Below are 14826 nucleotides of genomic sequence, written 5' to 3'. Positions count from 1 at the left end.
CTATCGGGTCACTCTTGCCGTTTCCGGCGGACGTTGAAGAGCTCGATTTCTTCCTGCCGGCCGCGCAACTGAAAACTGCCCAACGAGCTCGCCTCGAGCTCCTCGGGCGGGCTCGTGTGGGCCAGGTAATCGGCCGAGACCAGCAGGCGACAGCCCAGCTCGCGGCTCTGCTTTTCAATTCGCGCCGTGGTGTTGACGGTGTCGCCAAAAAGCGCCACCTGACGGCGCGAATCACCGCTCTGGCCGACGATCACGGGGCCGCAATGGAGGCCGGCCCGAAACTTCGGCACCATGCCGAAAGCAGCGAAGTAGCGCTCGGCGCGGCCTGCGATGGTGTCCTCAAGGGCGAAGAAGCAGCGTAGCGCGTTGGCATTCCTGACGCCTTGGGCCAGCGGCCAGGTGATCACTACCTCGTCGCCGACGTAGCGGTGCGCCTGGCCCTCGAAATCGAGGATGGCTTCATCGATGTCGAAAAAGAACATCGAGATCAGGCGATAGGCGCCCAGGTCGCCCAGCCTTTCCGTGTGCTGTGTCGAATCCTCCAGGTCAACGAACAGGAACACGCGGTCCTCGGAAATTCCCCGCCGGTAGCGTCCCAAGAGGATATTCGCCAATTCGTGCCCGCCGACCACGCGCCGCATGGTGACGACAAACAGCAAGAGCAGAAAAATGGCGACGCCCGAGGCCACGTCCAGAGCCACGGCGAAGTCGTGATCGATGGGGAATCCCATGTAGGTGTTGGGATCGTCGTCACCATAGGCCCAACCCTCGTAGAGCACCACCGTGCCAAGTATTGTCACCACGTAGACGGCGGCGCTGAGGCACAGGGAAACGGCGAAGTGGGCGCGGCGGATCCACCAGCCATAGCGCCCCTCGACAAAAAGCAACTCGTAGGCCGCCAGCAGGCCGCCCACCAGGCCGCCGAGAACCACGGCTTCGACCAAGTTACGGCCGGTGACCGGCTGATCGAGAATGTCGCTGGAGAGGAAAACCGAGCCCAGGATCAAGAGCGCCATGCAGAGCGCCAGTACCAGAACCGTGCGCAGGCGTCGGATTGTTCGTCTGGAAACGGCCATTGGCGTTCGGCCGCCAGGGCCGGAAGCGGGGGCGAGCCCCTCGGGGCCGAGCCCCTATTTGGCCGCGACGACGATGATTTCGACGCGGAACTCGGGGCGTGCCAGGCGCACCTCGCCGGTGGCCCGGGCCGGCGCCTGGCCCTCGGGCACCCAAGCATCCCAGGCCTCGTTCATGGCCGCGAAATCGCGGATGTCGGTGAGCCAGATCTGAACCGACAAAAGCTTCGACTTGTCGCTGCCGACCTCGGCCAGCAGGCCATCGATCTTTTCCAGAACCTGACGTGTCTGATCGCCCGCCGAGGCATCGCCATCGTCTGCCACCTGTCCCGCCAGGTAGACCGTGTCACCGTGCACGACGCACTGGCTCATGCGGCTGGTGGTGTGGTTTCGTTCTATCGCCATACCCTGTCCCCTCCGGCTGGAACCAGTGGTTCTTGCTAGTTGACGGGCTGCCAGTCGCGCCGCAGCCGCCGGGCCTCGGCGACCTGGTCGGGCCGCATTTCGGTGACCAGCCCCGCCAGCAGGTGTTCGGCCTTGTCGTGGCCCTTGTGGGCGGCCAAGGCCCACCAGAAATAGGCCGCCACGGGGTCGACCATGACGCCGGCACCGTCGCGATAGAGACCGCCGACGAGGAATTGGGCGTTGGCGTCGTCGGCCCGGGCCTGGGGCAGCCAGTAATCCATGGCCACGCGGTAGTCCCGGGCCATGTAGGCATTCAGCCCGGCCTTCAGGGCCTCATCCTGCGGCACCTTGGAAAACACCCGCTTGGGGGGGGTGGCCGCGGCGATTTCACGCTGCTTGGCCAGCGCCTGGGCGGCGGCCGCCTTCCTCATGGCGACGGCGGCTTCGGCCGCCTTTTTCTCACGCGCCCGGGCGGCGGCGACGGCGGCGGCAGCCGCTCGGCGCTCGGCCTCGGCGGCTTTGGCGGCTTTCCGTTCGGCCGCGGCGGCCTTCCTTTCGGCCTCGGCAACCTTGCGTTCCACCAGGGCTTTGCGCTCGGCCTCGGCGACCGCTGCGCTCTTCCCCTCGGCCTCGGCTCTCCGCTCGGCGTCCTTTTCCACCGCCATACGGCGTTCCTCATCGCGCCTGGCGGTCTCGGCCGCCTCGCGCACCAGCAATGCAGGCGGTGGCACAATGCGCGCCTCGGCGGTTTCCTGCTCGGCGCCGCCGGCTTCGGCCGCTTTGGCTTCGGCGACCTCCTGCTCAGCGACCGCCTTTTCGGCGGCTCTGGCTTCGGCGGCCTCCTGCTCAGCGGCCGCCTTTTCGGCGGCTTCGGCTGCGGCGGCCTCCTGCTCAGCGGCCGCCTTTGCGGCGGCTTCGGCTTCGGCGGCCTCCTGCTCAGTGGCCGCCTTTTCGGCGGCTTCGGCTTCGGCGGCCTCCTGCTCAGCAGCCGCCTTTTCGGCGGCTTCGGCTGCGGCGGCCTCCTGCTCAGCAGCCGCCTTTTCGGCGGCTTTGGCTTCGGCGGCTGCCTTCTCGGCGATCCGCTTCTCGGCCGCTGCCTTCTCCTCGGCCGCTTTTGCCTGGGCTACCTTGGCATCCCTTTCCTCGGCCGCTTTTGCTTCGGCCGCCTTAGCTGCCTCGGCGGCCTGCGCTGCCTGGGCCAACCTGGCATTCTTCTCCTCGGCCGCTTTTGCCTTGGCTGCCTTGGCTGCCTTGGCTGCCTTGGCTGCCTTGGCTGCCTTGACAGCTTCCTCCTCGGCGGCTTTTGCCGGCGGCACGCTGGCAACCAGCGTGGCGGCATCGGCGCCGCCCACGGCGGCGCTCTCGATACCCATGTTCTTGCGCAACTCGCCCATGATCGCCAGCACCCGATAGTGGGCCACCATCAAGGCCACTTCGCCATTGACCCGCGCCCCCCTGGCCTGGAAAAGCTCACCCTCTACGTCCAGCAGGTCCAAGAGCGAACGCTTGCCCAGCTTGAACTGCTCGGTGAAGGCCTTGACCACCTTGTCGCTGGCCGAGACGTGATCGCGCAGCGTCGGCAGCCGGTCACGCGCCGTTATCAGGGCGTGATAGCTGAAGCGCGTGGTGGCGGCGACGGTCCGGCGCGTTTCCATCTCGCGCAGCGTTGCCTCGCGCAAGAGCGCGCTGGTCGAGCGGATGCGCGCCGCGTCGCCGCCGCCCCGGAAGAGGTTGTAGGTCATCACCAGCTGGGCCGTGAAGTCGTTGTTGGGACCCTTGGCGCCACCGGCGTTCTCGTTGCGCACGCCGCCCAGATCCAAGCTGAAGCGCGGCATCAGCGAGGCCCGGGCGCTGGCCAGTTCCTTTTTCATGGCCGCCACGTTGGCCACCGCGGTGTTGACGGTGGGACTGTTCGTCATGGCCACCCTGACGGCGTCGTCGACATCGGCAGGCAGCGCCTCGGCAGCCGGCAGCGGCGGCCTGACGGTGTCGCCCGGGCGCTCGCCGATGACCTCGAGATAGGCCGCCTCGGCATCCTTGAGCGTGCCCTTGAACTGGTCGACCGTGGCCTCGGCCAGAGCCAGCCGCGCTTCAGCCTGGTTGACGTCGGCCTCGTTGCCGCCGCCCGATTTGGCCTTGAGCTTGACGTCCGCCACCAGCTTCTCGTGGGTCGTGACGTTTTGCCCGGCCAGCCGCACCAATTCGCGATTGCGATCGAGATCGAGGTAGGAACTCACGGCCCTGAGGCCGACCTGCTCGCCGGCATTGAGAACCCCGAAACGCGAAACATCGACGCGCGCCTCGGCCGCCCCCACCCGGTGGCTGGTGCCCGAGCCGTCCCACAACAATTGGCTGAAGGTCAGGCTGCTTTCGCCGCGCCACATGAAGGCGCTGGCCTGGCTGTGCCCTCCAACTCCCCGGGTCGTCGAGTTGTTGGTCCGGGCATAACCGCTGGTGCCGCGGAAATCGATGGTCGGGAAATATCCGGATCTGGCCAGGTCGACGTTTTCACCGGCCGAATCCTTGAAGGCCCGTGCCGCCATCACTGTGGGATGGCTGCGCACCGCCTTTTCGGTGGCGTCTGCTAGCGAGTCGGCAAAGGCCGGCGCGGTTGCCCAACCGACCAGCCCACAGCACGCCGCCGACGCAAGAAAATTCATCGATTTCATGAACAATTCACCCAAAAAATTCCCCTTGCCCAAACCTATTATAGCTCAAACATCGACAAAAAAAACTTTCCCGTCAGTGACTAAGGCCCCAACCCTGAGCGGAAAAGCGACACCATGGGGCCAATCGGGTTTGCCATGCGGGCTTAGTGGAGCCCGGCCGGGGCCGGGAGGGCCGAGGCCGGTCCCTGCTCCGGCCCATCGCCCACGGTGATCACCCGCCGCACCTCGTCGGTGCGAAAGCCTATGGCCATGGGGCGGCGCACACCGGGCAGCGTAACGACGTCGTAAAGTTCCTCGACGATGCCGTCGATGCGCAGCCAGTGCACGGCATCGCCGGTGCGCAAGTCGATGACATGCAGCGCGCAGCGCGGCTCGACGTTCTTGGCCGCCATGTTTTCCTCCAGCGCCAGTCCCTCGAAAGTCCGGGTGCCGCGCGGCAACGAAAGCCCGACGACAGCGAAATCGCCATGAAAGGCCAGGCCGCGGCCGTAGCCGGGGAGAAAGGTGACGGTCTCGAATTTGCCCGTATCGAGATCGAGAAAGCCGAAGTTGCCATTGCCGGAATCGAGCAACCAGAGCTTGCCCTGGTAGATGCGCGGCGAATGCGGCATGGACAGGCCGCCGGCGATCACCGTGCTGCTGGGCACGTCGATGACGCAGCCGCCGTCGCGGCGGAAATCGCGCCAGCCGTCGGCCACGTCGGATTGCGACACCGCAGTAACGAAGCGCGGCCGGCCTTCGTGCAGCGCCAGGCCGTTGAGGTGGCAACGGTCCTCGGCCGCCAGCTTGCTGATGAAGGGCGGCTGCCATAGCGGCGTGAAGCTATGGCGCTCGTCGGTGGTGGCCAGGCAACTGAAGAGTGTGTTGACGAAAATCGGCCGGTCGTCAGGGTCGAGGGTGACGTCGTGGATGTCGAGATCACCGGTGATGTAGCCCACCTGAGGCACATAGGCGCGATCGTAGCCCTCGTGCGCCTCGTCCGGCGGCAACGCATTCTCGAAGCGCCAGAGCTGGTAGAGCGACGACATCACCAGACCGCTGTCGCTGGCATGGAGACCCATGCAGCGTTCGAAAGTGCGCTCGAAGATGGAGAGCTTGCCGTCGGGGTTGAGACCGACGAAAAAGAGCTTGCCGGCACGGTAGGTGGTGAAGGCGAGGCTGAGGTTCTGTTCGGTCAGCCAGGCCGTGAACTGGCGCGAGCCGGATATTTCGACGGTCGGGGATGCGGCGTTGTCGCTGCGGGGCGCATTGTCGCTCATGGCCGCCATTGTGGCCGAAGCGGCGGGGCGAGGCTAGTTGATGTCCTGAATCATGTCTTCGTGGACAAACAACATGGCATGACCCGAAGTAAAGGTATCGTAGGTTTGGCCGTCCACCGGTGCCTGGCTGCCAGGTTGCCAGCCCTGGCCAGTCGACTTCACGGTGTCGTCGGAACCGCCGGCGATGAGCAATTGGGTGCGGTATGGCGGCCCGAGGTTAGTCACCGAATCGGAGATGTCGAGCACGTCGCCCAGGTTGAGGGTGATCGTATTGGCGCCGGTGCCGTTGATATCGATCATCTCGATGCTGGTGATCTTGGTGTTCGGCGTGGTCGTCAGGTCGAGGTCGTGGCCCTCGGCGTCGAGCACCAACGTGTCAAGGCCGCTGCCGCCGTCGAGGCGCAGGAAGGTGAGGTCGGAGACCTTGAGCTCATCGCCGCCCGAGCCGCCGCGTATTACGTCGGCCCCGCCGTTGCCCACGAGGGAATCGCCGCCGCCGCCGCCGACCAGGACGTTGGCGAGATTTGTGCCGCTCAGGGAATCGGCGTTGCTGGTACCGAGATGCGTTACCTCGTTCGTGAAATTGCCGCCATAGATTACGAAAGCTTGCCCGGAGTTCGAATTGCTGCTGGGGTCGGCGTGGGGGGCGCCAACCAGCATGTCGTCGAAGCCATCGCCGTTGACGTCGCCGGCCCCCGACACCGCACGGCCGGCGTAGTCGCCCGAGGCGGCGCCGTCCAAACTGTCCCCCTCGCTGTCGGTCAGCGCACTCAATTCGAGGGACGCGCTTGAGCCTATCGAAGAGCCGCCTAACACAACGTAGATCATGCCGCCCGTGTCACCCTTGTAGGCACCGACCGCGAAGTCATCGTAACCATCGCCGTTGAAATCACCGATGCCGCTGAGGGCCTGGCCCAAATTGTCGCCAGCGCCTTCAGCAGTAGTATTGTTCATCAAGAAGCCGGTGGTGCCATTGAGGGTGGAGAGATCGATGGTCGCGGCAAAGCCGCTGGCCTTGCCAAAAACAACGAAAGCCTCGCCACGGGCGTCGGTGGTGTTGGCGGTATCGGCCAGGTTGGCGCCGACCAGCAGATCGGCATAGCCATCGCCGTTGATATCGCCGGCGTGGCTGACCGAGATGCCGCTTTGATCGCCGGCATCGATGCCATCGAGACGGAAGCCGGTGGTGCCATTGAGGGTGGAGAGATCGATGGTCGCGGCGAAGGTGGCGGCCTTCCCGAAGACGACGTAGCTCGAGCCGCTGGAGAAGCCGCTGGGGTCAGCGCCGTGAGCCCCGACGACGATGTCGTCGAAGCCATCACCATTGACGTCGCCGGCGTTGCTGACGTGGAAGCCCGTGGAATCCGAAGCCGCTACGCCATCCAGACGGAAGCCGGTGGTGCCATTGAGGGTAGAGAGATCGAAGCTGCCACTGGACCCTATGTTGGTGGCGCCGAAGACGACGTAGGCGGCACCGGTGGCGGTGGAGGAACCGTAATTCGGTGCGCCAATAAGCAGATCCTCGATGCCGTCACCGTTGACGTCACCGGCCGAACTCACCGAGTAACCGCTCTTGCCCAGGCCATCGAGCCGGAAGCCAATGGTGCCGTTGACGGTGGAGAGCTCGAAGACGCTGGTGGCGGTGAGACCGTCGGCGCCAAACACCACGTAGGTATCGCCGGCACTCGAACTGCCGAACGGGGCGCCGATAATGAGGTCGTCCCTGCCATCACCGTTGATGTCAGCCGAAGCGACGGAGAAACCGGATTGCTCGCCGGCAACCGCTCCATCGAGGCGGAAGCCGTTGGTGCCGTTGAGGTTGGAGAGATCGAGCGTCCCCGGCTTCGTGGTCGTGCCATAAACAACGTAAGTCTGGCCGGCTTCGGAACCGGCTGACGGATCGGCTCGGTTAGCGCCGATGATGATCTCGTCCAGACCGTCGCCGTTGATATCGCCGATTGAACTAACCGAGAACCCGGTCTCGTCATTCGCGCGCCTGCCGTTGACGGTAAAGCCGTTATCGGCGAGCAAGTTCGAGAATTCGCTGACAAATATGGTGTCGACGCTAGACGTCGTCACGTCGTTGATGCTACCCGAGGTAGCGACGCCGTTTTGGCCAACATCGTTCTCGATGTACAGCGTGCTGCCGGACTTGGTGTATTGGGTGTGGGCCTGGCCGTCGATGGTGACACTGCCGGCATTGGTCCAACCAGAGTCCGTGGTGGTTACGCTATCACCGCCGCCGCCCTTGACGCGGATGGCGCTGCTGGAGTTCAGGGCCGCAACGTCGGTGGCCGTGAGCTTCAGCGTGGTGCCGGTGCCGGAGAGGTCGATGACCTCGATCGACTTGATCTGGTTGTCCGGCTTGGTCGTCAGGTCGACGTTGCTGGTGGAAGTATCCACCAGCAGCGTGTCGAGGCCCGAACCGCCGTTGGTGCCCAGCGTATCGGCAGCGTCGTAAAGGATCGTGTCGTCGCCGCTGCCGCCGTAGAGAAAGTCGTTGCCCGATCCGCCGTTCAGCACGTTGGCATTGCCGTCGCCGGTAATCGTATCGTTACCCGAGCCGCCGATGACGTTCTCGATCTCGAACAGGGAATCGCTGTCCACCAGCGGCCCGCCATTGGCAAAATTGAACAGCAGGTTGACGTTGACGCCAGCGCTATCACTGGCATATGTCACCGTGTCGATGCCGCTACCGCCGTTGAGGTTGTCGAAGCCTTCGCCCGAGCCGCCGATCAGGATGTCGTTGCCGGCACCACCGAACAACATGTCGTGGCCGCGGCCGCCGTCGAGCACGTCATCGCCCTCCCCGCCAACTAGCTCGTCGCTATCATCACCGCCGAAGAGGCGGTCGTTGCCGCGGCCGCCATCGAGGATGTCCTGGCCCGAGCCACCAAAAAGCGTGTCGTTGCCCTCGCCACCACTCAGCGCATCGCCGCTTCCGCCGCCGTCCAGCACATCATCGCCGCCGCCGCCTTCGATGATGTCGCTGAAGTTGGTGCCGTTCAGCGTGTCCGCTCCGGCCGAGCCTTGGATCACTTTGCCACCCTGGGTGATGACACCGGTGTCGACGAGGAAAAGGATATGCGGATCGTTGCTGGTGAAGATATCTTCGCCGAGTTCGAAGGGATCGAGGCCTTCATCGAAGGGATCGTCGAAGTCGAAAGAATCGAGGCTGTCGTCGAAGGAATCGTCGAAGCCGAAGGGATCGCCGAAGGGATCGCCGAAGGAATCGCCGAAGGGATCGCCGAAGGGATCGCCGAAGGGATCGCCGAAGGGATCGCCGAAGGGATCGGGGCCAAATCCAGGGCCCTCGGGGCCGGGACCGAAGCCGCGACCCTCGGGGCCGGGGCCAAATCCGGGGCCTTCCGGGCCGGGACCGAAGCCAGGACCCTCGGGACCGGGGCCAAATCCGGGGCCTTCCGGGCCGGGACCGAAGCCAGGACCCTCGGGGCCGGGGCCAAATCCGGGGCCCTCAGGGCCGGGACCGAAGCCAGGACCCTCGGGACCGGGGCCAAATCCAGGGCCCTCCGGGCCGGGACCCTCAGGACCGGGGCCAAATCCGGGGCCTTCCGGGCCGGTACCGAAGCCAGGACCCTCAGGACCGGGGCCGAAGCCAGGACCTTCAGGGCCGCCGGGCCGCATAAAACCGGAATCGGCCACCACCTGTTCGGCCGCCGACTGAGCCGCCGCCGCCGCCTCGGTGGGCGAGGCCCCTTCGGCCAAGGCTGTCTGGAAGGCCTGCTCGGCGGCCTGTCCCGCCTCCTGCCGCACGGCCGCCATTTGCTCCGGACTTGGTCCCTCGCCTGCTGGACCGCCACCGGGGCCGCCTTCAGGGCCGCCGGGTTCCGGCCCGGGCCCTTCGGGACCCCCCGGCTGATCCAGGCCAGCCTCCGCCGCTAGCTGATCCGGCGCCGGCCCGCCGCCCTCGGGTCCGCCTGGATCACCTTCGGGGCCGGGGCCTTCGGGACCACCCTCGGGACCGCCTTCCTGACCGCCTTCCGGCACTCCCTCGGCTGCGGCCTCGCCCTCGACAGCGCCTTCGCCTTCGGGGCCACCCTCAAGACCGCCTTCCGGCGTCCCCTCGGCTGCGGCCTCGCCCTCGGCAGCGCCTTCGCCTTCGGGGCCTGCCTCGGGACCGCCTTCCCCTTCAGCCGCAGCTTCGTCTCCGACCGGATCTTCGCCCTCGCCTTCCGCTGCTGCTTCACCCTTGATCGGGCCTTCGCCTTCGACCGGATCTTCGCCCTCGCCTTCCGCTGCTGCTTCACCCTCAGCGGGGCCTTCACCTTCGACAGGACCTTCGCCCTCGCCTTCCGCTGCTGCTTCACCCTCGGCCGGGCCTTCACCTTCACCCTCACCTTCGGCAGCCGCCTCGCCCTCGCCCTCGCCCTCGCCTTCGCCTTCGCCTTCGCCTTCGCCCTCGCCTTCGCCCTCGCCGGCTTGATCCTGCTGAGCGGCCTGTTGCGTCTGCTGGATCTGTGGTGGAGCCGCCGGCTGCGGTGGCAGGGCATTGACGGCTGAACCGTAAAGGCTTTGGATCTGAGCAGGTGGCATGATCACCGGTGGCGCAGGCGGCAGCGAAAAGCTCACCACCTGAGTCGTCTGGTTGGCGACGTTGAGCACTTGCGTGCCGGCGTCGTTGGAAACCGAAAGCTCGCCCACCGTGCCGTCATCATTAGGCAGCAGGGTGATGGTATTGACCTCGCCCTCGGCCGCCGCCTGGCCCGCCACCCGCGTGCCGCGGATGCCGATGGTGGCCACCGGCGTGCGTACCACCATGGCGTCGGCGCCCGACTTGGCAATCTGGCCAGAGACGAAGCTGAAAACACCCTGCACCACTGAGAACGATGACGTGCCTTCGCTGCTCTCCGGGTCGAAGACCAGCTCGTCCATCACCATGCGGCCGTCCTCTCCCAGCGAGAACGTCGTGGTGTCGATGAAGACGACGCCGACCGAGGCGCCCGAGCCGGTCTCGATGACATCGCCCTGGAAGATCGGCGAACCCGAGGTCAGCGTTACCTCGGTACCGTCGGCCCGCATCGCTGTGGCCGTGCCTTCGAGGGTCTGGACCTGGCCGATGGGTGGCGTTGCTGCGGCCTGGCCAGCCTGGGCGGATTGCGCCGGCGCCACCGGTCCGGCCAAGGCCTCGGCCAGATCAGGCGAGATCCGCGAGCCGCCCTCGGTGATCAGCGTTGGCGGGGCATCGCTGGAGAAGTAGTCCCGCACCACAACGGTCTGGCCGTCCGGCCCGACCAGAACCAAGTCAGCGCCTTCACGGACATATTCGGCAACGAGAAGAAAATGCCCTCCCGGGACGGTAACCGATGCCCCCGAAACCTCAAGCACTAGAGGAGCGTTAGCCGCCGGCACGACCGGGGCACTGGCGCTAGCTGGACTAACTCCTCCGAACTCAGCCTGCTGGCCTTTTAGTTCCTGCAGCATGTGAGACCAAATAAACGATCTTACGGAGGTGCGATATGTCGACCGTCACAATATAGGCGATAGCCCAACAATGGGTCAAAGTAGAAATCAAGATATGGGCTGCCCCGCAGCGCCCGAATACCGGTACAATGCCTTTTCTCACGCGTAGCAAACGAGCTGGATGACGGCGCCAGGAAAATGTCGGCAAGCAACCCTCAACCCGCGCCGGGCGAGATTCCGGCCAGCCCCGATGCTGCGACCGAGAGCGCCGAGGCCGAGGCCCTGGCAGCCAGCGGCCAGGGTGGCGACGACCCCTTGCTCTGGTGCCTGGCATTCCTTTGCCGCTACTACGAACGGCCGCGCTCGCCCGACGTGCTGAAGGCCGGACTGCCCGACGCGAGGCAGCCGTTGACGCCGGCCCTGACGGTGCGAGCTGCCGAGCGTGCCGGCCTCTCGGCGCGCGTGGTCAAGCGCCGCTTCACGTCCATCAGCGGCCTTTTGCTGCCGGCAGTGCTGCTGCTGAAGGACGGCGGCGCCTGCGTGCTGGTCGAATACACCGGCAAGGGCAAGGCCTTGGTGGTGATGCCCGAGTCGGGCAGCGGCGTCCAGGAAACAGACCTCGAACAATTGCGCGCCGGCTATCTCGGTTACGCCATATTCGTGCGGCCCGAGTATCACGCCGACCGCGGTGACCGCTACGACCGCGAAGGGCGGCCGAAGCACTGGTTCCTGTCGGCGTTGAGGGGCAACTGGTGGATCTACGGCCAGGTCGCCATGGCGGCGCTGCTGGTCAACGTCTTCTCACTGGCCAGCCCGCTGTTCATCATGACGGTCTATGACCGGGTGATCCCCAATACCGCCATCGAAACGCTCTGGGTGCTGGCTATCGGTGCCGCCACCGTCTTCGTTTTCGATTTCATCGTGCGTACACTGCGCACCTATTACGTCGAGGTGGGCGGACGCCGGGCCGACGTGGTGCTGGCAGGGCGGCTCTTCGATCAGGTGCTGGACATGCAATTGGCGGCGCGCTCAGGATCGGCCGGCGATCTCGCCAACACCATGCGCGAATTCGAGTCGCTGAGGGACTTCTTCACCTCGGCCACCCTGATTGCCATCGTCGACCTGCCCTTCGTGCTGTTTTTCGTCTTCGTGGTCTGGCTCATCGCCGGCCCTCTGGCCATGATCTTGGCGATCACCGTGCCGCTGGTGCTGATCGCCGGCCTGATCATCCAGATCCCGCTGGGTGCCGCCGTGCGCAGCGGTTTCCGCGACGCCGGCTCCAAGCACGGCGTGCTGATCGAGACCATCGGCGGCCTCGAGACCATCAAGAGCGTCGGCGCCGAAGGCCGCATGCGCCGCCAATGGGAGGAAGCGGTGGCCTCGTCGGCACGCTCGGGCGTGCGCGCCCGCTCGCTGTCGCTCTTGGGCCTCAACCTCACCGTCACCATGCAGCAGGTCGCCACCATTGCGCTCGTTGTGTTCGGCGTGCTGCTCATCAGTGAGGGCGGCATGACGGTGGGGGCGCTGATCGCCGTGGTCATCCTGGGCGGCCGGGCCATGGCGCCGCTGGCCCAGGTGGCACAGTTGCTCACGCGCCTGCATCAGGCCCGGACCTCGTTCAAGGCGCTGGACCGCATCATGCGGGCGCCGGTCGAGCGGGCGCCCTCGCGGGAGTTCCTGCACCGCCCCCAGCTAGCGGGAGAGATCACCTTCCGTGACCTCAGTTTCGCCTATCCGGGTCAGGACATCCAAGCCCTGAAGGGCTTGAGCTTCGCCATCAAGGCCGGTGAAAAGGTCGGCCTGATCGGCCGCGTCGGCTCGGGCAAGAGCACGGTGGCCAAGCTGTTGCTGGGCCTCTACCAGCCGGCCGAGGGATCGGTCCTGGTCGACGGCACCGACCTGCGCCAGATCGATCCCGCCAATCTTCGGCGCAACATCGGCTGCGTGCCCCAGGACGTGGTGCTGTTTCGCGGCACGGTGCGCGAAAATCTGGTCATCGGCGCCCCCCAGGCCGAGGACGCGGCGATACTGCAGGCGGCCAAGCAGAGCGGCGTCGAGGATTTCGTGGCCCAGCACCCCATGGGCTACGACCTGCCGGTGGGCGAACGCGGCGAAGGCCTTTCCGGGGGCCAGCGCCAGGCCCTGGCGCTGGCCCGGGCGCTGCTCCTGGATCCCCCCATCCTGGTCCTCGACGAGCCGACCAGCGCCATGGACAACCGCTCGGAGGAAATGCTCAAGACCAACCTCACCACCATCGCCGCCGACAAGACGCTGTTGCTGATCACCCACCGCGCCTCGCTTCTCTCGCTGGTCGACCGGCTGCTGGTGATGGACGGCGGCCGGGTGGTGGCCGACGGCCCCAAGCAGGCGGTGCTCGACGCCATCGCCGACGGCCGCATCAGCGTGATGGCTTAGGGCGTGTTGAGATCGATCCCGGCCACCCGCTCCCCCTCCCAACCACCCATTGATGGAACGCTCTGGGTGGTTGGGAGGGGGAGCGGGTGGCCGGGCGATCCCCACTAGGAACAGGAGCGGAGGCCATGGCCCGCAGCCGGCGCGAGGATCTCGAGTTCATGGCCGACGTCAAGGCCAGCGCCAGCTCTGGGCCACGGCTGGGCGCCAGCCTGCTGCTGTTCGCCATCACGGCCTTCGTCGTGGTCGCCGTGCTGTGGGCCAGCCGGGCGCCGCTCGACGAGGTGACCTCGGGCCTGGGCCGGGTGGTGCCCTCGAGCCAGATCCAGGTGATACAGAACCTGGAGGGCGGCATCGTCAGCCAAATCCTGGTGCGCGAGGGCCAGACGGTACAAAAAGGCCAGGTTCTGCTGCGCATCGACGACACCAGCTTTGCCGCCACATTCCGCGAGAACCAGGCGCGCTATTTTGCCTTCCTGGCCAAGGTCCAGCGGCTGCAGGCCGAGATCGAGGGCCGGCCACCGGTCTATCCCAAAGCCATCAAGAGCAAGCACCCCAACCTGGCGGCCAGCGAAACGGCGCACTACCGGGCACGCCAGGCCGAGTTGAATTCGGCCTTGCAGATCCTCGGCCGCCACCTCGACCAGCGCAAACAGGAGCTGGTCGAAGCCGCCAACCGCATCAAGAAGCTGCGCCAGGGCCTGATGCTGGCCCAGGAGGAACTCAAGATCCAGGAGCCCATGGTCAAGGCCGGCGTCACCTCCAAGGTCGAGATCCTCAGGCTCAGGCGCCAGGTCAACGAACTCGAGGGCAACCTCGAGGCGACCCAGCTCTCGCTGCCGCGCATCAAGGCGGCGGTGGCCGCGGTGCGACACCAGCGCAAGGAAAAGCAGGCCGCCTTCCGCTCCGCCGCGCGCAGCGAACTCAACGAAACCCGGGTCCGCCTGGCGGTATTGAAGGAGGCCCTGACGGCGGTCGAGGACAGGGTGCGCCGCACCGAAGTGCGCTCGTCCGTGCACGGCATCGTCAAGAGCCTGGCCGTCAGCACCATCGGCGGCGTGGTCTCGCCGGGCATGGAATTGCTGCAGATCGTGCCGCTGGAGGACAACCTTTTGGTGGAAGCCGAAATCCTGCCTTCCGACATCGCCTTCCTGAGCCCCGGCCAGAAGGCCAAGGTCAAGATCACGGCCTACGATTTCGGCGACTACGGCGGCCTCGACGGCCGCCTTGAGCACATCAGCGCCGACACCATCGTCGACGAGACCGGCCAGAGCTTCTACCAGATCCGGGTGCGTACCAAGCGCAACTACCTGGGCACTGAAAAGGCGCCGTTGCCCATCATCCCCGGCATGGTGGCCGAGGTCGACATTCTCACCGGCAAGCGCACGGTGCTGGAATACTTCCTCAAACCGGTGCTCAGGGCCCAGCAGAAAGCGCTCACGGAGCGCTAGTCCGCATTTCTCACCGGGTCATGGCCTGCGCGGCGCTTGGCCCCGGAGTTGCAATGTCATGGCCGGGACCATTGGCCGGAAGTATCGGTTGGGTTCCGACAACGCAACCCGAAACCCGAGTCAAATGCCGAAAAAC

The 14826-nt window shown here is 66.0% G+C and carries 7 protein-coding genes; 2 read left to right on the top strand and 5 right to left on the bottom strand.

What is annotated here, in order from left to right; all coding sequences use genetic code 11:
• Window positions 1-8 precede the first annotated feature (8 nt).
• From QGG75_04370 to QGG75_04350, 5 genes are all read right to left on the bottom strand, one after another.
• Entirely contained in the window at window positions 9-1076 is a 1068-nt protein-coding gene (locus tag QGG75_04370; GenBank protein MDP6066475.1) for an adenylate/guanylate cyclase domain-containing protein, read from the bottom strand.
• Window positions 1077-1130: 54 nt separating this feature from the next.
• Window positions 1131-1478, bottom strand: coding sequence for a RidA family protein (locus QGG75_04365; protein ID MDP6066474.1), 348 nt, complete (start codon window positions 1476-1478; stop codon window positions 1131-1133).
• Window positions 1479-1513: 35 nt separating this feature from the next.
• Window positions 1514-4138 carry a TolC family outer membrane protein gene (locus tag QGG75_04360; protein ID MDP6066473.1) on the bottom strand — a complete coding sequence of 875 codons (2625 nt, stop codon included), beginning with the start codon at window positions 4136-4138 and terminating at the stop codon, window positions 1514-1516.
• Window positions 4139-4290: 152 nt separating this feature from the next.
• Entirely contained in the window at window positions 4291-5406 is a 1116-nt protein-coding gene (locus QGG75_04355) for a TIGR03032 family protein (protein ID MDP6066472.1), read from the bottom strand.
• Between the two features lie 33 nt (window positions 5407-5439).
• Window positions 5440-10668, bottom strand: a complete 5229-nt coding sequence (locus QGG75_04350) for an FG-GAP-like repeat-containing protein (protein ID MDP6066471.1) — start codon at window positions 10666-10668, stop codon at window positions 5440-5442.
• 357 nt (window positions 10669-11025) lie between these two features.
• On the opposite strand from QGG75_04350, the gene QGG75_04345 reads away from it, so the two are divergent.
• On the top strand, window positions 11026-13242 hold the full coding sequence (locus QGG75_04345; protein MDP6066470.1) for a type I secretion system permease/ATPase: 2217 nt from the start codon (window positions 11026-11028) through the stop codon (window positions 13240-13242).
• Between the two features lie 125 nt (window positions 13243-13367).
• On the top strand, window positions 13368-14690 hold the full coding sequence (locus QGG75_04340) for an HlyD family type I secretion periplasmic adaptor subunit (GenBank protein ID MDP6066469.1): 1323 nt from the start codon (window positions 13368-13370) through the stop codon (window positions 14688-14690).
• The last annotated feature ends 136 nt before the right edge of the window (window positions 14691-14826 follow it).

This window comes from Alphaproteobacteria bacterium (genome assembly GCA_030740435.1).
Taxonomy (GTDB): domain Bacteria; phylum Pseudomonadota; class Alphaproteobacteria; order UBA2966; family UBA2966.
This window is presented reverse-complemented; position numbering and strand designations above follow the sequence as displayed.